At 32.6% G+C, this 22,188-nt stretch carries 14 protein-coding genes; 9 read left to right on the forward strand and 5 right to left on the reverse strand.

Annotation, left to right across the window (positions count from 1 at the left end; all coding sequences use genetic code 11):
• The first annotated feature begins 63 nt into the window (after window positions 1-63).
• Window positions 64-1,062 carry an NAD-dependent epimerase/dehydratase family protein gene (locus tag Q4548_RS03890; protein WP_303451759.1) on the forward strand — a complete coding sequence of 333 codons (999 nt, stop codon included), beginning with the start codon at window positions 64-66 and terminating at the stop codon, window positions 1,060-1,062.
• Here Q4548_RS03890 and Q4548_RS03895 read toward each other — a convergent pair.
• Together Q4548_RS03895 and guaA are read right to left on the reverse strand one after the other, a co-directional pair.
• The gene (locus tag Q4548_RS03895; protein ID WP_303451761.1) at window positions 1,054-3,201 is read right to left on the reverse strand and encodes a LysM peptidoglycan-binding domain-containing protein; all 2,148 of its coding nucleotides are present in this window, start codon (window positions 3,199-3,201) and stop codon (window positions 1,054-1,056) included. The two genes, Q4548_RS03890 and Q4548_RS03895, sit on opposite strands and share 9 nt — an antisense overlap.
• A 148-nt stretch (window positions 3,202-3,349) precedes the next feature.
• Window positions 3,350-4,882: a glutamine-hydrolyzing GMP synthase gene (guaA, locus tag Q4548_RS03900; RefSeq protein WP_303451763.1), complete on the reverse strand. Its 1,533-nt coding sequence runs from the start codon at window positions 4,880-4,882 to the stop codon at window positions 3,350-3,352.
• A 191-nt stretch (window positions 4,883-5,073) separates the two neighbouring features.
• On the opposite strand from guaA, the gene thrS reads away from it, so the two are divergent.
• The 7 genes from thrS to Q4548_RS03935 all read left to right on the forward strand — a co-directional run bounded on the left by thrS (window position 5,074) and on the right by Q4548_RS03935 (window position 14,691).
• The gene (gene thrS, locus Q4548_RS03905; protein ID WP_303451765.1) at window positions 5,074-7,017 is read left to right on the forward strand and encodes a threonine--tRNA ligase; all 1,944 of its coding nucleotides are present in this window, start codon (window positions 5,074-5,076) and stop codon (window positions 7,015-7,017) included.
• 89 nt (window positions 7,018-7,106) lie between these two features.
• Window positions 7,107-7,625, forward strand: a complete 519-nt coding sequence (infC, locus tag Q4548_RS03910; protein WP_303452392.1) for a translation initiation factor IF-3 — start codon at window positions 7,107-7,109, stop codon at window positions 7,623-7,625.
• 57 nt (window positions 7,626-7,682) lie between these two features.
• Window positions 7,683-7,880 (forward strand): 50S ribosomal protein L35, encoded by a 198-nt coding sequence (gene rpmI / locus Q4548_RS03915; RefSeq protein WP_010134986.1) that lies wholly within the window; start codon window positions 7,683-7,685, stop codon window positions 7,878-7,880.
• 130 nt (window positions 7,881-8,010) lie between these two features.
• Window positions 8,011-8,355, forward strand: coding sequence for a 50S ribosomal protein L20 (rplT, locus tag Q4548_RS03920; protein ID WP_303451771.1), 345 nt, complete (start codon window positions 8,011-8,013; stop codon window positions 8,353-8,355).
• Between the two features lie 448 nt (window positions 8,356-8,803).
• Window positions 8,804-12,019 carry a TonB-dependent receptor gene (locus Q4548_RS03925; RefSeq protein WP_303451773.1) on the forward strand — a complete coding sequence of 1,072 codons (3,216 nt, stop codon included), beginning with the start codon at window positions 8,804-8,806 and terminating at the stop codon, window positions 12,017-12,019.
• Between the two features lie 11 nt (window positions 12,020-12,030).
• A complete protein-coding gene (locus tag Q4548_RS03930) occupies window positions 12,031-13,749 on the forward strand; it encodes a RagB/SusD family nutrient uptake outer membrane protein (protein ID WP_303451775.1) in 1,719 nt (572 codons plus the stop codon).
• Window positions 13,750-13,995: 246 nt separating this feature from the next.
• Window positions 13,996-14,691, forward strand: coding sequence for a TerC family protein (locus tag Q4548_RS03935; protein ID WP_303451777.1), 696 nt, complete (start codon window positions 13,996-13,998; stop codon window positions 14,689-14,691).
• Between the two features lie 528 nt (window positions 14,692-15,219).
• Here Q4548_RS03935 and Q4548_RS03940 read toward each other — a convergent pair.
• Complete coding sequence (locus Q4548_RS03940) at window positions 15,220-16,410, reverse strand: acetate/propionate family kinase (RefSeq protein ID WP_303451780.1); 1,191 nt, start codon at window positions 16,408-16,410, stop codon at window positions 15,220-15,222.
• 2 nt (window positions 16,411-16,412) lie between these two features.
• Window positions 16,413-18,509, reverse strand: a complete 2,097-nt coding sequence (gene pta, locus Q4548_RS03945; RefSeq protein ID WP_303451782.1) for a phosphate acetyltransferase — start codon at window positions 18,507-18,509, stop codon at window positions 16,413-16,415.
• A 91-nt stretch (window positions 18,510-18,600) separates the two neighbouring features.
• Here pta and Q4548_RS03950 point away from each other — a divergent pair, with 91 nt between their 5' ends.
• Window positions 18,601-19,131, forward strand: a complete 531-nt coding sequence (locus Q4548_RS03950; protein ID WP_303451784.1) for a DUF1697 domain-containing protein — start codon at window positions 18,601-18,603, stop codon at window positions 19,129-19,131.
• 50 nt (window positions 19,132-19,181) lie between these two features.
• Here the strand turns inward: Q4548_RS03950 and infB are convergent, their stop codons facing one another.
• Window positions 19,182-22,169 carry a translation initiation factor IF-2 gene (gene infB / locus Q4548_RS03955; RefSeq protein ID WP_303451786.1) on the reverse strand — a complete coding sequence of 996 codons (2,988 nt, stop codon included), beginning with the start codon at window positions 22,167-22,169 and terminating at the stop codon, window positions 19,182-19,184.
• Window positions 22,170-22,188: the final 19 nt, after the last annotated feature.

The following is a 22,188-nucleotide window of genomic DNA, read 5'->3' on the forward strand; positions in this document are numbered from 1 at the left end:
TTGAAAAACTTTGAAAAGCAAAATTAACAATTAATATTTCCTAAAATTGATTAATTTCACATCATGATATTAGTTACTGGAGGAACAGGATTGGTAGGTGCACATCTACTTTACAAATTATGCAAGCAACATGATGAAATTGTGGCTACTTATAGAAATGAAGACTCACAAAAACACACAAAAGAAATTTTTAAGTTGTACGGTGATTGCTCCCATTACCACAAAATTATTTGGAGAAACGCGGATGTTACAGATATTCCTGCACTAGAAATAGCTTTTCAAGACATTACACTGGTGTACCACGCAGCAGCCATGGTTTCCTTCAACCCAAAAGACGATGTACAACTTAGGAAAGTTAATATTGAAGGTACTGCCAATATTGTCAACCTCTGTTTGTCTAATCAAATACAAAAACTATGTTTTGTAAGTTCCATAGCTACCTTGTCTAAAAAACCAGGAATAAAAATAGTTGATGAATCTTGCGAATGGAATCCTGAAGAAGACCACAGCGATTATAGCATTTCTAAATTTGGTGCTGAAATGGAAATTTGGAGAGGTGCACAAGAGGGATTACCAGTTGTAATTGTCAATCCTGGAGTAATTTTTGGATTTGGAATGTGGCACGCAAATACTAGTAAATTATTTGTTCAAATAAAAAATAAATTCCCTTTTTACACCAAAGGAGTTACTGGAGTTGTAGCTGTAAACGATGTGACCAAAGCGATGATTCAATTGATGGAAAGTACAATTCAGAATCAACGTTTTGTCTTGGTTACACAAAACATTTCTTTTAAAAATCTTTTTGATTTGATTGCAGAAAAGTTACAAGTTTCTCCTCCTCGATTTTACGCACCAAAAGGTTTGACAGAAATTCTGTGGAGAATTAATAGTTTTCTTTCTTTTTTATCGTTTTATAAAATCGACAATCTTTTAAACAAATACAGCTCAAGATCTGCACACAACCAAACGAATTATAGTGGAAATAATATCAAAAGGAGTATAGATTTCACCTATACTCCTTTTGATATTTCAATTCAAGAAATTGCTGATAAATTATCTTAAACGGACAATTTTTAACCCTTCCTCTTCTGTATTTTCTATATAGTTTACAAAAACTGCTTGATTTCCATTGATTGGAAAATCATTTTTCTTGTAATAAAAAGCTTGTTTTCCTCTTTGGGTAGCCCCATATTTTTTCACACCTTCACCCAAAGCACGTAAAATAGCATCGTAGGTTACTCCAAAACCTCTTATGGCATAATTCCCAGGATACACATTGTTTTTCTTAAAATAAGCATCATTAAAAGCATTGCCTAAAAACTCATCGTATTCCACTTCATCTGTTGCATAAGTGTACTTGTAGGTTGCTAATTTATCATAAGATAAGTTTTGAACAAAGTCCAATTTTTCAAAAGACAAAACTCTAAAAGCTGCATTTAAATCTTTGTTTCGAGAAATTCCTCTAACAATACTAAAAACATCATTTGTAATAACGTTGTTATTTTCTGCAATCAACACCCAATTGCTCTTATTTGCTTTTATCTTAGGTTCAAAATCTTGTTTGGTAAAATATCCACGTGACAAAGTAACCACAGAAACATCATCTTCTATAAGTACACCTAGACTATCTCTTCTAGAGAATTTAGCTTTCAATGCGTTTAATTTACTAATATTCTCTTGTTTACCTACAATTACCAAATGTTCTTCTTTTCTATTTTCTTGAATGTACTTGGTAATTTCTCTTTCAAAAACATCTTTATCTGTTGATGTTTTCATCAGATTAGAATTTAAAAACTTAGACTGTTTGCTAGAATACACTGGGTAATAAACGGGTGTCTTTGGAAAATGAGTGGCTACATACATTGCGTTTCCGCTATACAAAGGTCCAATAATCAAATTAGGTTCTAATTTCTTTATCTTTTCCAAATGACTGTCAATTACATCTACAGAATTTTCTGTATCTACTACTTCTAAATTGATTTTTACACCTTGTTTTTTCAGAGAATCAATCGCCATTTCTGCACCTAAATAAAAATCTGAAACAATATTTGGCAATCCATTTTCTCTAGAAAACAAGACTTTTTCAGACAAAGTATCGTTTTTTGTAAATTCAAAAGGTAACATCAACACCACAGAAAGCAATCTGTCTGTAACGATAGAATCTTCAAACTTTTGATAATCGTAAAACAAGAAAGGTGTTTTTTTGAACCCCAACAACAAATCTCCTCCGTAATTTAAAATGGAATCTATAGAGGGGTTGATAGATCTTAGCGAGTCTTCGCTAATTTCATAAGTCCCTAAAATGGAGCTCAATGTATCTGTATATGGTCTGTAAGTATATTTTATAGGCTCGTTCTTATATATGGGATGGATTGAACTTCCTTTGATGGTTACTTCATCATTACTTAAAGGCAATCTTAAAAGACTTCCTACTTTTAAACTATCAATCACAACCGATTGATTTGCATTTAACAATTCCGTTATGCTGACTCCGTGTTTTTGAGCAATGCTATACAACGTTTCTCCTTCAGAAATTACATAAGTACTCTTGTTCAATGTATCTTTCTGTAGCACTGACTCAACTCTTGTATTTGGAATCTCTATTACAGCTCCTAATTTTAGACCTTCTTTTTCTATTTGTGGATTTGCCTTTTTTAATTCTTCTATACCAACACCATACATTTTAGACAAACCGTAAAGTGTCTCTTGAGCAACAACTTTGTGTTTTTTCAAAGAAACTACCGTTTCTTTAACAGGAGTTGTTTTTTTGATAGGTACTCTTAACTCTTGTCCTATCTTTAATCCTTCTTGAGACAAAACACTGTTGTATTTTATCAATGTTGCCATAGAAACATCGTAAGATTTAGACAAACTATACAACGTTTCTTTAGGCTGAACTACGTGTATTTTTACAGAATCTTTAGCAACTGTTGTTAAATCTTCTTTGTTATCTGGTCTAAAATCTATAGGATGATTGACTCTCACAAAACGATCCGCAGGAATTTTAATCTCTGTATTTTCTTGTGGTCTTCTGGAAATCCCGGGATTTAAACTTAATAGTGTTCTATAATTGACTTCAAATTTATCTGCAATCGCCTTTAATGTTTCACCTTTTTGAGTTTTGTAGTTTTTAAACTCTTGTGCTGACAAAGAAGCCGTTATTAAAAAAATTAAAAAACTATATATTTTAAATATCCTCATATTTTTAACGTGTTTACGAATGGCAATATTACATATATTATACCAAATATAGGTAGCTGTTTATTGGTAAAACCAACTTTTGATAATTGCACTCTTTAAGTTTAAAAAAAGCCAAACTAAAGAGTTCTAGTTTGGCTTTAAATTATGTTTATTCCCACTCAATAGTTGCGGGTGGCTTAGAGCTAATATCGTAAACAACTCTATTTACTCCTTTCACTCCATTTATAATTTTATTAGAAATTTCTTGTAAAAATTTATAAGGCAAATCTACCCAATCTGCGGTCATACCATCGGTAGATTCAACGGCACGTAAAGCAACTGCTTTTTCATACGTACGCTCATCTCCCATCACTCCTACAGATTGTACTGGCAATAAGATAGCTCCGGCTTGCCAAACTGAATCGTACAATCCATGCTCTTTTAATCCGTTGATAAAAATAGCATCTACTTCTTGTAACATCGCTACTTTTTCTGCTGTAATATCTCCTAAAATACGAATAGCCAATCCTGGTCCTGGAAAAGGATGACGTCCTAACAATTCAGGATCAATTCCCATAGATTTTCCTGCTCTACGAACTTCATCTTTAAAAATCATACGTAAAGGTTCTACAATCTTTAATTTCATAAAATCTGGCAAACCTCCTACGTTGTGATGAGATTTAATCGTTGCTGAGGGTCCTCCATCAGCAGAAACAGACTCAATAACATCAGGATAAATAGTTCCTTGTGCCAACCATTTTACATCTTCTATTAAATGAGCTTCCGCATCAAAAACTTCAATAAAAGCATTTCCAATAGCTTTACGCTTTAATTCAGGATCAGACAATCCAGCCAAAGCCTTCATAAACCTATCGGTAGCATCTACTCCTTTTACGTTTAAGCCCATACCTTCGTACTGCTTTAACACACCTTCAAATTCGTTTTTACGTAACAACCCATTGTTTACAAATATACAATACAGGTTTTCTCCAATGGCTTTGTTTAATAATACTGCTGCTACGGTAGAATCTACTCCACCAGACAATCCTAAAACGACTTTATCATTTCCTACTTTGTCCTTAATTTCTTGAACCGTAGTTTCCACAAAATTATTAGGTGTCCATTCTTGAGCAACTCCTGCAATTTTTACTAAAAAGTTTTCTAACAACTTAGTTCCGTCTGTAGAGTGATATACTTCTGGGTGGAATTGAATTGCATAGGTGTCTTCACCTTTTACATGATATGCAGCATTTTTCACATCTGGTGTGCTTGCAATACATTCGTAATTGGCCGGTAATCTTAAAATAGTATCAGAATGACTCATCCAAACTTGACTTCCTTCTTTGATATCATCAAATAAAGGGTTCGTATGATCTAAGAAAGATAAGTTAGCTCTACCATATTCTCTTGTATTGGATGCTCCTACTTCTCCACCATAAAAGTGCGCTAAGTATTGAGCTCCATAACAGATCCCTAATAATGGTTTTTTACCTTTTACTTCTGATAAGTCAATTTTAGGTGCATTCACCCCTCTAACTGAGTGTGGAGAACCTGATAAAATAACTGCTTTGTAATCAGCAAAATTGTATTTTTCGCTGTTGTATGGGTGAATTTCACAATAAATGTTCAATTCTCTCACTCGACGAGCTATCAGCTGCGTAACTTGAGATCCGAAATCTAGAATAAGTACTTTTTGTTGCATGCGCAAAAGTAACTTTTTATTCAAAGATTTAAAAATTTAAAAGTCAAAGAATCACATACAATTTTAATACTCTGTAAAACAAGGCTGTTTTAAACAATTGAACCAAAGTAAAAAGGCATTAAAACTTTAATTTTGAATGTTTTTATCTTACAATTAATACCCTATCTTTGCTCAGCAAAAAAATATCAATAATGATTAATATTACTTTACCCGATGGGAGTGTAAGAGCGTACGAACAAAATAGTACGCCAATGGATGTGGCTATGAGTATTAGCCATGGTTTAGCTAGAAATGTAATTTCTGCAAGTTTCAATGGAAATACCGTTGAAACCAAAACCCCATTAACCACCGACGGTAACTTAACCTTATTTACATTTGATCAGCCAGAAGGAAAAAAAGCTTTTTGGCACTCTTCTGCACACGTATTAGCACAAGCTATTCAACAATTGTACCCTGGTGTAAAACTAACCATTGGTCCTGCCATTGAAAACGGTTTTTACTATGATATTGATTTTGGTGAACACAAAGTTTCTGAAAATGACTTTCCTAATATTGAGAAAAAGTTTTTAGAATTGGCTAGAGGAAAACACGAATTTACTTTACGTGAAGTTTCTAAAGCAGATGCTTTGGCCAAGTATAAAGAAGAAGGAAATCCTTTTAAAGTTGAGTTGATTGAAAACTTAACAGATGGAGAAATTACTTTCTGCGATCATGATGATTTTACCGATTTATGTCGTGGAGGACATATTCCTAACACTGGAATTTTAAAAGCAGTAAAAGTAATGAGCGCTGCGGGTGCTTATTGGAGAGGTGATGAAAAAAATCCTCAGTTGACTCGTATTTATGGAATCTCTTTCCCTAAAGCCAAGTTGTTGACTGAATACTTAGAATTATTAGAATTAGCAAAACAACGTGACCATCGTAAATTAGGTAAGGAATTAGAATTGTTTACTTTTTCTCAAAAAGTAGGACAAGGATTGCCTTTATGGTTGCCTAAAGGAGCCGCTTTAAGATCTCGATTAGAAGACTTTTTAAAGAAAGCTCAAAAGAAGGCCGGTTACGAAATGGTGATGACTCCGCATATCGGTCAAAAAGAATTATATGTGACTTCTGGTCACTATGAAAAATATGGAGAAGATAGTTTTCAACCTATCAAAACCCCAAAAATGGATGAAGAGTTCTTGTTAAAACCAATGAACTGTCCTCATCACTGTGAAGTTTTTAACTTTAAACCTTATTCTTATAAAGAATTACCTAAGCGTTATGCTGAATTTGGTACTGTTTATAGATACGAGCAAAGTGGTGAATTACACGGAATGACACGTGTACGTTGTTTTACACAAGATGATGCACATATTTTCTGTACTCCAGATCAATTAGATCAAGAGTTTAAAGATGTTATTGATTTGGTGTTGTATGTTTTTACAGCTTTAGGTTTTGAAGATTTTACAGCACAAGTATCCTTAAGAGATTCTGAAAATCCAGAAAAATATATTGGTTCTGATGAAAATTGGAAAAAAGCAGAAACTGCAATCTTAAATGCCGCTAAAGAAAAAGGTTTAAATTATGTAGTAGAAACTGGAGAAGCAGCTTTCTACGGACCTAAATTAGACTTTATGGTTAAAGATGCTTTGGGTAGAAGTTGGCAGTTAGGAACTATTCAAGTAGATTACAATTTACCTGAAAGATTTGACTTAACTTACAAAGGTTCTGACAATGCAGACCATAGACCTGTAATGATTCATCGTGCTCCTTTTGGATCTATGGAACGTTTTATTGCTATATTATTAGAGCATACAGGAGGTAATTTTCCTCTTTGGTTAATGCCTGAGCAAGTTATTATCCTACCAATCAGTGAGAAATATCAGAAATATGCAGAAAAAGTTTCAGAATTGCTAGAAAATTCCGAAATTCGCACGCTCATAGACGATAGAAGTGAAAAGACAGGTAGAAAGATTAGAGATGCTGAAGTAAGCAAAATACCTTACATGATTATTGTCGGTGAAAAAGAAGAAAACGAGGAAAGTGTTTCTGTTAGAAAACATGGAGAAGGTGACTTAGGAACTTTTTCATCAGCTGACTTTATCAATTTAGTTACAGAAGAAGTAAACAAAACATTAGTACAATTCAAATAGAGTTTAATCTTCTTATGTGAGAACATAAGAGCAAAATATAGATAGCCATAGCAATTAAAAGAAGAAGGTCCAGAGGACCCGCAAGAGTAATTAAAGAGAACCCACACAGAATTAACGATGAAATTCGTTTTGTGGACGAAGTACGTTTGGTAGGAGAAAACATCGAAGTTGGTGTGTATCCAATATCCAAAGCGAAACAGATAGCTCGTGAACAAGAATTAGATTTGGTAGAAATTTCTCCCAAAGCAGTTCCTCCTGTTTGTAAAATCATCGATTACAAAAAGTTTTTGTACGAGCAAAAGAAACGTGATAAAGTTATCAAAGCGAAAGCTACAAAGGTAACCGTAAAAGAAATTCGTTTTGGACCTCAAACAGATGAACACGATTATGAGTTTAAAAAGAAACATGCTGTAAAATTTTTGCAAGATGGAGCAAAATTAAAAGCTTATGTTTTCTTTAAAGGACGTTCTATCATATTTAAAGATCAAGGGCAAATTTTATTATTAAAATTAGCACAAGAACTAGAAGAATATGGTAAAGTAGAACAAATGCCTAAACTGGAAGGTAAACGTATGATTATGTTTATAGCTCCAAAGGTGAAGAAATAAAAACAGTATTTTTTTACTGATTTACAATAAAATAAGCAAGAATAAACACTTATAGAGATGCCTAAATTAAAAACAAAATCTAGTGCTAAGAAACGTTTTAAAGTTACTGGTACTGGGAAATTAAAGAGAAAGCACGCTTTTAAAAGTCACATCTTAACAAAGAAGTCTAAAAAGCGTAAATTGAAATTAACTCATGACGGGTTGGTTCACAAAAGTGATGAAGCAAACATCAAAAATCAATTAAACTTAAAGTAATTTAAGCTTAACGGGAATATTAATTATTAACCATGGAGTGGGCAAAAAACAATTAACAACGGACAATAATGCAATTATTAATTGCTAATTGAAAATTGAAAATGGCCTTACTACAAAACACATTGAAATTATGCCTAGATCAGTAAATTCAGTAGCTTCAAGAAATAGAAGAAAAAAAATCTTGAAGCAAGCTAAAGGTTATTTTGGAAGACGTAAAAACGTTTACACGGTAGCAAAAAATGCAGTAGAGAAAGCTATGTGCTACTCTTACCGCGATAGAAAAAACAAGAAAAGAAGTTTCCGTGGATTATGGATTACTCGTATCAACGCGGGTGCACGTAATCATGGATTGTCTTATTCGCAGTTTATGGGGAAAGTTAAAGCTAACAACATCGAACTAAACCGTAAGGTTTTAGCTGATTTGGCTATGAACAACCCAGAAGCTTTTAAGGCCATCGTCGAAAAAGTAAAATAATTTAAAAATAACATCTTGCTTATATAAAACCTTTGCTTTAGCAAAGGTTTTTTGTTTTTATTACCCTTTTTAAAAAGGATTCCTCTTGTGCTATATACAAAAGGAATCCTTTTTTGTTTGCTTATATATTATGAAACAATAGCGAACATAACATCCAAACCACAAAATTAACAATTCAAGTCTTTTTATATCAAAAAAAATCATCATCATTTACTAAAAAACATAAATAGACAATTTTAAGTATGCATATGTTAATTATGTATTGGTTTTAAACAAATATATAAACTAGTTTTGAAATTATATAATTAACAATAAAACACATAAAAAACTAATAATATGACACAAATAAAAGACATAATTAAATTTATAAACAATAAAAACACAAAATAATGAGTAAACCTCTTTTGCTTTTTTTAAACTAAACTTTTAACTACTGAATTATACACCTATGAAAAATTATTTTATCAAAAGGAATAAGACCCTTGATATATTAAGTACTAACAGTAAACTCAAAATTTTCTTTTGTCTTTTCACATTTTCTTTCTTACACATAAACGCTACAAATACAAACAAAATAGAAACAAACGCAATTTATGCACAGCAAAAAACAACAATTACAGGAACAATTTCTGATAAGGATGGACCTTTATTTGGTGTAAATATTGTTGTCAAAGGAATTCCAAAAGGAACTGTTAGCGACTTTGATGGAAACTTTAAAATGGAAATAGACAGCCCTTCAAAAACGATTTTAGTAATTTCTTATTTAGGATACAAAACACAAGAAATACTTGTAGGAAACCAAACTAATATAGATGTAATTCTTGAAAGTGATGTATCAAGTCTTGATGAAGTTGTTTTATTAGGTTATACCACAAGAAAAAGAGGAGATTTAACAGGATCTGTATCTACCATTGCTGATGATGTTATAGAAAAATCTTCTAGTAAAGATATTGCTAAATCTTTAGCAGGTCGTGCTTCTGGTTTAATTATTAGTGATCGTGGAGGGTATCCTGGAGCTGGTAATGGAAACGGAGGAAATACAAATGATGATACAACGACCATTTTAATTAGAGGTATGTCTACCACAGGTAACAACTCTCCTTTAATTTTAATAGATGGAATGCAAGCCGGTTCATTTTCTCATTTATCACCACAAGACATAGCCTCTTTAACAATATTAAAAGATGGTGCTGCTGCCATTTATGGGTCAAGAGCTGCCAACGGAGTAATTTTAATAACAACCAAAAGAGGTAAATCAGGAGATCCTAAAATTAATTTTACTACATCCTATAGCTCTTCTTCTTTTTCTAGAACTCCAAGTTTAATGTCATCTGAACAGTTTACTATTTATGAAAATGAAATTGCAGAAAGAAATGGTGCAGCTTTACCATATACTACAGAACAAATTGAAGCATACAAAACTGGAAATGATCCAATAAATTTTCCAAACACAAATTGGGCAGATTTAACCTTGGCAAATAGTTCTCCAGAGTCTCGTACTAGTTTAAGTATTTCTGGTGGTGATGAAAAAACTAGATATTTTGTTAGTGGTGATATCTTTGATCAAAAAGGATTGTATAAATCTGGAGATTTAGGTTTTAAACAAAAACAAATTAGATCAAACATTGATATTAATGTATTTGATAATTTAAAAATTGGGGTAGATTTATTAGGAAGATTTGGAGATAGAAAACAACCAGGTATAGATGCTGGATTTATTTACAAACATATCTATACAAACTTCCCTACTCAAGTAGGAATCTATCCAAATGGATTACCAGCTTTTGGAGGAGAGAACGGAGCAAATCCAGCAATTATGTCAAGTAACCAATCCGGTTCTGTAAACAGAAAAGATACAGATTTAAGAGGAAAATTTTCTTTTGATTTAAACCTAGACAAAGTTACAGAAGGTTTAAGTGTAAAAGGTTTTGCAGGAATTAGAAAAATGAATAACGATGAAAAGTCATGGTACACACCTTGGACCTATTATACTTTACAAGGAGCTGATTATATTCCTCAAACTGGTTTTTCTCAAAGAGGTCAACAAAGAATTCTAAGAAATACATTTTGGAAATACGATGAACTTTTATTAAATGCAACAATGCATTATGCTAAATCAGTAAAAAACCACAATTTTAGTGGATTTGTTGGTATAGAAAATTTAACCTCAGAAACAAGATCTTATTGGGCACAAAGATCAGGTGCTTTCCCAACAGCAACATCTACAGAGTTAACTTTTGGAGATCAAGAACAACAGTTAACATCTAGTGAGTCTACAGAATTTAAAAGATTAGATTTTTTTGGTTCTTTATCTTATGATTATGATAAAAAATATTACGTAGACTTAACCTTGCGTAGAGATGGTTCTAGTAATTTTTATACAGGAAATAGATATGGAACATTTCCTAGTCTTGCACTTGGTTGGGATATCTCTAAAGAAAGTTTTTTGGAAGATGTTTCGTGGTTAAATCAATTAAAGTTAAGAACCTCTTGGTCTAAAATGGGTAATGATAGAATTGATGCATTTCAATGGTCAACAGGATATGTTTCTGGAAACACAAACTTAGATGCAGCTTTACCTAGATATTATGTGTTTGGTAACTCAGGTAGTTTAGTAAATGCCTTTGGGTTACAAACGTTAGCAAATCAAGAAGTAACCTGGGAAACTGCACATATGCAAAATTTAGGATTAAACTTTACTATGTTCGATAGAAAATTTAATGCAGATATTAACTATTTCTATCAAAAAAGATCTGACATCTTAAGACAAGATACTGATGGCTTACCTGCCATTTCAGGAATCTCTGATGCACAAAAACCAGATGTAAACCTTGCAAAAACCAAAAGTTGGGGTTACGAATTTGAAATGTCATGGGCAGATAAAATTGGAGAAGTTAGTTATAACCTAGGGATGAATTATTCTTTAGCTAAAAACGAAGTTGTTGATATTAATGAAGCAGATGGAGTCTTGTCTTACCAAAAACAAGAAGGTAAACCAATTAATTCATTCTTAGTTTATCCTACAAATGGAATTTTCAAAGATCAAGCACAGGTAGATGCTACTGCTGTAAAACTACCTAATACTGTTGAAGGAGAACCAATTTATGTAGATACAAATGGTGATGGTGAAATTTCAGGAGACGATAGAGTAAGAGTCGATGAAACCAATATTCCAAACGCACAATATGGAGTTTTTGGAGGTATAGAGTACAAGAATTTTGAATTTAACTTTTTACTACAGGGACAAGCTGGTGCTAAAACATTAGTATTCTTTGATCAAGTAGGTGCTAAACCAGATTTTGTATTTAATAATAGATGGACACCTGAAAATAGAAATGCTAGTTTTCCTAGGGCTTTTGGTCAAGCAGACCCTTTTAGCGGAAATCAAAGTGGAGATTCGGCAAACTTTGAAGGTGCTGATATTTACTTAAAAGATGCTTCTTTTCTAAGATTAAAAGAAGTTGAGGTTGCCTATACTTTTAAAAAAGAAAAATTAAAATTTGGAAACATCAGAGTTTTTGCAAGAGGATTTAACCTATTTACAATGTTCTCTGACATTTATGACTTAGGATTGGATCCAGAAGCTACTAGCTTTAACAATTTTAGAGATGCAACGTATCCATCTTTAAAAACGTACACTGTTGGAGTAAATGTTAACTTTTAAAAAGAGATAAAATGAAAAATATAAAAAAATATAAACATATATGTTTGGGGATTTTAGTTTCAACACTAAGTCTAACTAGTTGTGAAGATTCGTTAGACACGTTACCCACAAACAGGACTGATGCAACAGTAATACTTTCTGATCCAGCTTTGGTAGAAAACTTACTGTTTAAGACCTACAATAGTACGGAGACTTGGGGATATAACAATAGTATTTGGTGGTCTAGAAGGTACAATTTAGAAAGTGGTTCTTATGAGGCTAAGTTTAATTTTAAGGATCAAGATAGATTAAGATTAAGAGCGGGATGGACCCCAACAAACGTTGGTGATTTTAGACTAAAGTGGGAAAACTACTGGTCTTACATTAGAGAAGCAAACGATTTTATAGAAAAAGTAGAAAGTAGTGAAGCTATGTCTCAAGATCCAAGTGGTGTAGCTATTTTAGTTGCCGAAATGAGATTTTTGAGAGCTAATATCTACTTTAAGTTAATTAATCTTTGGGGAGGAGTACCTATTATTGAAAAAGCAGGTGGTTTAGATGATTCTTATGATTTAGCCCGTAACTCATATGAAGAGTGTGTAGACTTTATTGTTTCAGAATTAGATCAAGTAATAGCAGTATTGCCAGAAACTAGACCAAGTGACGAATTTGGTAGAGCTACTAGTTTATCTGCAATGGCAGTAAAATCTCGTTTACTATTATATGCAGCTAGTAATTTGCATGATTCATCTACAGTACCAAATGGACCATTGTATGATTATACAAAAGCAAGTAAATGGGAAGATGCAGCAGATGCAGCAAAAGATATTATTGATGCTGTAGCAGATAGGGATTTAATTTCTGTTGCGGATGCTAAAGAATATCAAAATTTATTTCTTTCTGTAAATCAAGATATTTTATTTGGTCGTGCTTTTGGGAGTACAGTTTATGGATTTGGAGTAGATGTTAACTCATTGCCAGACCAAACTCAAAGTCCAAGTGGTTATGGAGGATGGGCACTTTCATCACCAACTCATAATTTTGCATTAGAGTTTAATATGGAAGATGGTACAGACACATCTACAGGAACTTATGATCCTTTAAATCCTAACGATAATCGTGAAATGAGATATTATGCAAACATTCTTTATAACGGTGCTCAATTTAGAGGAAGAGATGTTCAATATTTCTTATCAGATGACCCAGCAACAAACCCGCATGGTTTAGATTCTCCAGAGGGATTAGGAAATGTATTGCATTCTTCTAAAACGGGATATAATATTAGAAAATTTCAAAATGAAAGTGTTGGTTTAACAGAAACTACACCTGGTAGACCTTATATTTTATATCGTTTAGCAGAAGTATATTTAAATTATGCAGAAGCAAGTTATCACTTAAGTGATGAAATAAATGCGAGAAAGTATGTTAATAAAGTAGCCTCTAGAGCATTATTACCAGAAATTACTGTTTCTGGAGTAGATTTATTAGAAGCTATCAAACGTGAAAGAAGAATTGAGCTTTGTTTTGAAGGTCATAACTTTTATGACGAGAGAAGATGGATGAACACAGCTAATTTAGGTTTTGATATTAAAGGTTTAAAATGGAAAAAAGATGTCCTTGGAAATGTAACAAATGAAGAGTATACAGTGATTAACAGACCTTGGTTTGAACGCCATTATTACTTACCAATTCCACAAGAAGAAATAAACAAACTACCATTGTTTAAACAAAATACAGGATATGGCCTATAATTTTTAAAGTTGTTGTTTTTAATTGTTTTTTAGCACTAAAGATTTATTTTTTAGTGCTTTTTATTTACACAAAACACATATCTCTATAATTATAGTATTTTTATTAATAAATAAAAAATTCAATCAATTATCTCATAAAGAGTATCGTTTAAAGTCTTTTATTTTGTTTTTAAATTTCATAAGAAAATCATAGAGAATCCTATAATTAATTAAATATCTTTATCTAAAATAAAAGGCTACCAATTCATGTTACAAGAGATTATTATCCCATTATTATCATTAGTATTTTTAGAAGTTGTTTTAGGAATAGACAACATTATTTTTATATCTATATTAACAGACAAACTTCCTGAAGAAAAAAGAGACAAACTTAGAATCATCGGACTGGCACTAGCTGCTATTATCCGAATTGGATTGTTAACAGTTGTTTCTTGGATTTTAAGGTTAGACAATGAATTATTTTCTCTATTTGGTTTGTCCTTTAGTGGTAAAAATATTATTTTATTGGTTGGAGGTGTTTTTTTACTTTACAAAGCAAGTACCGAAATTTTTCATCATACGGAACAAGAAAAAGATCACTCTACCAAAATTAAAAAACCAACTTTCACTAATTTATTGATTGAAATTCTTATTCTAGATATTGTATTTTCAATAGATTCTATTATCACAGCTGTTGGTATGGTCAGTAATCTGTACGTGATGTATGCTGCAATTATTGTAAGTGTTCTAATCATGATTTTTGCCTCAAAACCAATTGTGAATTTTATCAACAAGCATATTTCTTTTAAAATTTTAGCACTGTGTTTCTTAATGATGATTGGAGTTTCTTTAATAGGAGAAGCACTGCATTTTGAAATTCCTAAAGGATATATTTACTTTTCAATGTTATTTGCTTTCTTGGTTGATTTGATTCAGATCAAGACTATAAAAACAAATAAATAAGTACAAAAAAACCTCGTTAGTGAATCTATCCAGGTTTCAATATAAAAAAATTAGCTAAAATAATTAGTCAACTTTTTCTATCTGTCTATTTTCCAATAGTGGTTTCAGTAGAAAACTAGTCCAAATTCAGGTTGCAGACATATCATAAACCGTAAAGTAGTGTACGCATTTGTTGCGTTACAACTTTGAATCCAAGTGTAACAGTTTTATTTATAAATTCAATTCTATCAAATCAAGGTATATTATCAGCATAAAACTCTAAAGAAATAACAATCATTTTCCCTCTAACATTCAAAGGAAAAGTGTTTCCTAGAATTGGATCCCCTGTATTGTCTTTTGTTCTACTACAATTGTTAGAGCCAGTACTGTAAAGTAGCAAAAGTTCCTGAGACACTAGTATTCCATCTACAACAACACATCATAAACAAAATCATGTCTAATTTTTTTTGAGCTTACATAAAAAACCTCTTTTAAAACAGTCAGTTCTAAAAGAGGTCTTCTTTAAATTAAAGTTAAAACAATTGATAGTTATACCAATTGAAAAGATTGTTTGGCTATTTCTAATTCCTCATTGGTAGGAATAATCAATATTTTTACTTTTGAATTTTTAGCTTGTATTTCGATTAACTCTTTGGCTCTAACCTTATTCAAATCCCTATCAATTTCAATTCCTAAAAACTCTAAATCTTTACATATCAATTCTCTAATTTCGATACAATTTTCACCAGCACCTGCCGTAAAAACAAGAGCATCCAAACCATTCATAGCTGCCGTATAAGCACCAATGTATTTTTTAACCCTATATGCATACAACTCTAAAGCTTCTGTACAATCTTTATTTCCTTGTTCAGACTGGTTCACCAAATCCCTAAAATCTGAGTAGCCTGTCATTCCTAACATTCCACTTTTTTTATTGATCAAATCGCTAACCTCTTGCCCTGTATATCCTAAATTCTTCACTAAATGAACAATCACAGCAGGATCTATATCTCCTGTACGTGTTCCCATAGCCAAACCTGTAGTTGGAGAAAAACCCATAGAATGATCTACACAAAGACCATTTTGAACTGCAGATACAGAAGCACCATTACCTATGTGCAACGTTACTAGTTTTGTTTGAGTGGTTCCTAAAAACTCATTTGCTTTTTCAGATACATATTTATGACTGGTTCCATGAAAACCGTATACACGTATTTTTTTCTCTTCAGCCAATTGTTTAGGCAAAGCATATTTATATGCAATCGCAGGCATTGTTTGATGAAATACAGTATCAAAAACAACGACTTGTTTTGCTTGTGGAAACAAATCTTCACACACTTCTATTCCTAATAAATGTGCTGGATTGTGTAAAGGTGCTAGAGAAAATAATTCTTTAATTTCTGCCTTTACTTCTGGAGTTACTATTTCTGCTTTAGAAAAAGCACTTCCTCCATGTACCACCCTATGTCCAATAACTTTTAGATCTTCTTTTTGGGCAATAACACCTACTTTTTCATCAAACAAATGAGATACTAACAAGGACAAACCTTCTTTATGATCTTCAATAGTTCCTTCTATCTTAATATTTTCACCATGAATGGATTTGTATATAAATATTGAATTTTCTTGACCTACACCAATACGCTCAATCAAACCTTCGCATACTACTTTTTCATATGGCATTTCAATCAATTGATACTTGATAGAAGAACTTCCTGAGTTGATAATTAATATGTTCATATTTATGATAATTCTTGTGCTTGAATAGCGGTTATAATTACAGTGTTAAAAATATCGTCTACAGTACAACCTCTACTCAAGTCGTTTACTGGTTTGTTTAATCCTTGTAACATAGGACCTATGGCCAAAGCTCCTGTTTCTCGTTGGATAGCTTTATAGGTATTGTTTCCTGTATTTAAATCTGGGAACACCAACACTGTTGCTTTCCCTGCTACTTCGGAATTTGGCATTTTGCTCTTTGCAACACCTGTATCTACTGCAGCATCATATTGAATAGGCCCTTCTACTTTTAAATCAGGTCTTTTTTGTTTCACAATTTCTGTAGCTGAACGAACTTTATCAACTTGAGCTCCTTTTCCAGAAGCACCAGAAGAATAAGACAACATAGCAACTCTTGGTTCAATTCCAAAATTAGCTGCTGAATCTGCAGAAGAAATAGCAATTTCTGCCAACTGTTCTGCTGTAGGATCTGGATTGATAGCACAATCTCCAAAAATGGCAACCCTATTGTCCATACACATAAAGAAAATTGAAGAAACTACCGAAACTCCAGGTTTGGTTTTGATAAATTGTAAAGCAGGTCTAATGGTGTGTTGTGTGGTATTTACTGCTCCAGAAACCATTCCATCTACAATTCCTTTGTGAACCAACATGGTCCCAAAATAAGAAACATCTCTCATTGTATCTTTGGCCATGTCTAAATTCATTCCCTTGTGTTTTCTCAACTCAAACAAAGTGTTTGAAAAATATTCATAATACTCGGAATCTATTGGGTTAATGACTTTAATTTTATCCAAATTAAGCACAACCCCAATTTTTTCAGCCTTCTCTTTTATCTCTTCAACGCTACCTAATAAAACAACATCCACAATATTCAACGTAGCCAACATAGCTGCCGCTTCTAATATTCTAGGGTCATTTCCTTCTGGCAAAACAATTCTTTTTTTCGTTTTACTTGCCCTATCAATCATATTGTATTGGAACATTTTTGGTGTCATTCCGTCTACTTTAAATTTGATTAAGGCATTTGTCAACTCTTCAGTTGGAACATATTTGTCAAAAATTCTTAATGATGCCAAAATTTTATCCGTATTCCCGGCATAAATCTGAGCTTGTACTTTTGCCACATTGGTAGTTGCTTCAAAAGTTCCTGTTTTTACTGATAAAATTGGAACTACATCAGACAGTCCATCTATCAATTTTAAAATTGTTTTTTCTGGTTTCAATCCACCCGTTAACACAATTCCTGATACCTTAGGGTAATTTTTAGAACTATTTGCTTGCAAAGAACCTAAAATAATATCTGCTCTATCTCCTGGTGTTACAACCAAGTAATTGTCTACATAATGTTCTAAATGATTTCTCAATTGCATGGCACCAACTCCGTAAGCACTAATTGGATTGTTCAATCCTCCTTCTCCAAACAATACTTCAGCATCCAGTTCTCTTACAATTTCTGCAACCGTTGGGCTTGATAATTTAACTGAATAAGGAATTACTGTTTTTACAACAGAAGAAGCCACTATTTTATCCAAGTGTTTTTCAATCATTTCAACATGATTTTTATTCACTTTATTGATAACTACTGACAATACATTTACGTCATCATTGATAAAAGTGTCGTAAATTAGTTTGGTAGTTTCAATCACATCATTAACTGAAACTCCTTTTTTTGCCTTGCTTATAATCAAAGCAGGAATTCCTAAATTTTTTGCTATTTTAACATTCAACTCTGCCTCAAAAGAAGTCGCATCCCCCTCAAAATCTGTACCTTCAACCAAAATAAAATCGTATTTAGATTCCATTTCTTTATACCTTTTGATAATGGTGTCAATAATTTCTCCATTTTTCCCTTGATTTCTTTTAGCAATGACTTGTTTTCCTGTAAAAACATAAGCATCATCGTAATCTATATCCAAATCAAAGTGAGACAATATAGTCTCTATATGAAAATCTTTTTGACTTTTTTCTGTAGTAATAATAGGTTTCAAATAACCTACTTTTGTTGTTTTACCAAGCAACAAACGCATTAGACCTAATGTTACAATTGACTTTCCACTGTTGGAATGTGATGCAGCAATGTATATAGCTTTACTCATAAATAGTGATTGAAATTTAAACAAAAATACATTTTTAAATAGCTTTAAAAACTAATATAAATCATACTTTAACGTTAATAATACTTTTTAAATGAAATATATTGTACTTCTAAGAGGAATTAATGTTGGTGGAAAAAACAAAATTATCCTTAATGATTTTGTCAAAATCCTAACAGATAAAACGGAAATTAAATCTGTAATAAGCTACATACAAAGTGGTAATTTTGTCATTGAGAGTTCTTTGACAAAGAACACAAAAATTTCAGATTTGATCCAAAACACAATTCAGCAAGAGTACCAATACAAGATAGAAGTTTTTTGCTATAGATTGACTGATTTTATAGAAATTGTAAAATCATATCCTTATGAAATTTTAAACAAAAGGAACTACGTTGTTTTTACAAAACAAAAACCAAACATAGAAAATATAGAGTTATTGAGTCAAAAAGATTTTGGAAAAGACTTATATCAAATTGGCCAAAAATCTATTTCTATTCTATATGCTACAAAATACAGTGCCTCAAAAATTAACAATAACTTTTTAGAACAACAATTACATATTAAGGCTACATCACGTAACTGGAATACGGTTGTAAAGCTAATTGAAATGGCTAAAAACTAAAAAGAGCACTCTTTTACAAGAATGCTCTTTTTAATATTTAATTTGAAATTTTATAATTTCTTCTTAACCTCTACAATTTCGTAAGATTCAATTACATCTCCAATAACAATATCATTGTAGTTCTTAATTTGAACTCCACAATCATATCCTTTGGTAACTTCTTTTACATCATCTTTGAATCGTTTCAATGCAGTTAACTCACCATCATGAACAACAATTCCTTCTCTAATGATGCGTATTTTAGAATTTCTAGTAATCTTACCTTGAACAACCATACATCCTGCAATGTTACCAACTTTAGAAATTTTATAAACTTCTCTAATCTCAACATTACCTAACACCTCTTCTTTTGTATCTGGAGATAACATACCTTCCATCGCATCCTTCAAGTCGTTAATAGCGTCATAAATAATAGAGTATGTTCTAATATCAACTTCTTCAGTATCGGCAACAATTCTAGCGTTTCCAGCTGGTCTTACGTTAAACCCTACAATAATTGCATCAGAAGCAGAAGCCAACAATACATCAGACTCTGTAATAGCCCCTACACCTTTGTGTAAAATATTTACTTGAATTTCTTCTGTAGATAGTTTTTGGAAAGAATCTGTCAATGCTTCTACAGATCCATCCACATCTCCTTTTAAGATAATATTCAATTCCTTGAAATCTCCTAAAGCGATACGACGACCAATTTCGTCTAATGTTAATGTTTTCTGAGTTCTTACAGATTGCTCACGTTGTAATTGAGAACGTTTTGAAGCAATTTGTTTTGCTTCTCTTTCATCTTCAAACACATTAAACTTATCACCCGCTTGTGGTGCTCCATCCAATCCTAAAATTGAAACTGGTGTTGATGGCGGTGCTTGATCTACATTCTTACCACGTTCATCAAACATAGCTCTTACTTTTCCAGAGTGTTTCCCTGCTAATATATAATCTCCAATTTTTAAAGTACCTCCTTGTACCATAATTGTAGAAACATAACCTCTACCTTTATCCAATTGAGCCTCAACTACTGTACCTAAAGCCAATTTATTTGGATTTGCTTTCAATTCTAAAATTTCAGATTCTAGAATTACTTTTTCTAATAAATCTTCAACACCTAAACCTGTTTTAGCAGATATTTCTTGACATTGGTATTTACCACCCCAATCTTCAACAAGTAAATCCATACTTGCTAATTGTTGTTTCACATTATCTGGGTTAGCTGTTGGTTTGTCAATTTTATTCAGTGCAAAAACAATTGGTACACCCGCCGCTTGCGCATGACTAATTGCTTCTTTTGTTTGTGGCATCACATCATCATCAGCAGCAATTACAACAATTACTAAATCCGTTACTTGTGCACCACGAGCACGCATTGCTGTAAAGGCTTCGTGACCTGGTGTATCTAAGAATGCAATTTTTTGTCCTGTACTAATTCTCACTGAGTACGCTCCAATATGCTGTGTAATACCTCCTGATTCCCCTGCAATTACATTTGCTTTACGAATGTAATCTAGTAAAGAAGTTTTACCATGATCTACGTGCCCCATGATTGTAACAATAGGAGCTCTATCTTCTAAATCTTCTTCACTATCTTCATCATCAGAAATAGCTTCTTCAACTTCAGCACCAACAAACTCAACTTCATAATTAAATTCTTCTGCTACAATTTTAATTGTTTCAGCATCCAAACGTTGGTTCATTGTAACCATCATTCCTAACATCATACATGCCGAAATAATTTCTGTTACAGCAACATCCATCATGGTAGCAACTTCACTTACTGTAACAAATTCAGTTACTTTCAGTACTTTACTATCTGCTGCTTCTTGAGCTTGAACATCATCTGCTTGTTGACGGTGTAAATCACGTTTTTCTCTACGGTATTTAGCACCTTTGTTCTTTTTAGACTTTCCTTGTAATCTTTCTAAAGTTTCACGTACTTGTCTTTGTACTTCTTCCTCAGATGGCTCTTCTTTTGTAACTGGTGGAGTATTGAATCGTCCTCTTTGTCCTGGTCTATTTGGACCACCTGATCTGTTTGGTCCACCTGGTCTATTTGGTCCACCACCTGGTCTATTTTGTCCACCTGGTCTATTTTGTCCACCTGGTCTATTTTGATTTTGTCCAGTTGTGGCTGTATTTCCTCCTGGTTTTACAATTCTCTTACGTTTCTTTTTAGGATCGTTTGCTGAATTGGCTGCCTTTGGATCTGGTTTTTTCTTTTTAGGTCTTTCAAATTGCTTTAAATCAATTTTAGTACCTGTAAGTTTTGGTCCTGAAAGTTTTTGATATTGAGTCTTAATTGCTTCAGGCTCTCCTCCTTCTTCCGGATTATTATTCCCTGTATTTACTGGTTTTGTTGTTTTTTCTTCAACAGCAGCAGTTTTTGGAGCTTCCGGTTTTGGAGCTTCTACAGGTGGAGTTGTTGGTTTTTCAACTTTTGGTTGTTGTTTTACCTCTTCCTTCACTATTTCTTCTTTCTTTGGTTCTTGCTTAACAACTTCCACAGCGGGTTTCACAATTTTCAAACCTCCCAATTTTGGAGCACTAGCTTTGATAACTTGTGGTTCTTCCTTTTTTGGAATTTCTTTTTCTACAACCGGTTCTTCTTTAACAGTCTCATCAGTTGCAACTACAGCAGGTTTTTCCTCTACAGGAACTTTCTCTTCAACTGGAGTTTCCTTAGGGGTTTCTACTGGTTTAGGATTCAAATCTATTTTACCTACCGTTTTAACAGAAAGCTTCTCAGCTCTTGCTTTTAAAACACTAGTTCTTTCTTCTTCCTCTTTACGTCTTTTTTCTTCTAAAGCTAAACGTAATTCTTCTTTTTCTTTTCTCTTTTCTTCACCAACTTCCTTAGACACAGCTTTTTTTTCTGCATCTGTTTGAAAGCCATCTAATAAGATTTGGTATTCTTGATTAGAGATTTTTGTTGTAGGACGAGCTTCAATTTCTATCCCTTTGGATGAAAGATGTTCTACAGCCCTATCTAACGATATGTTTAACTCTCGTAAAACTTTGTTAAGCCTTAATATTTTGCTTACAGACATATATACTTTTTACTTTTTT

This window comes from Wenyingzhuangia sp. 2_MG-2023 (genome assembly GCF_030548295.1).
GTDB lineage: Bacteria > Bacteroidota > Bacteroidia > Flavobacteriales > Flavobacteriaceae > Wenyingzhuangia.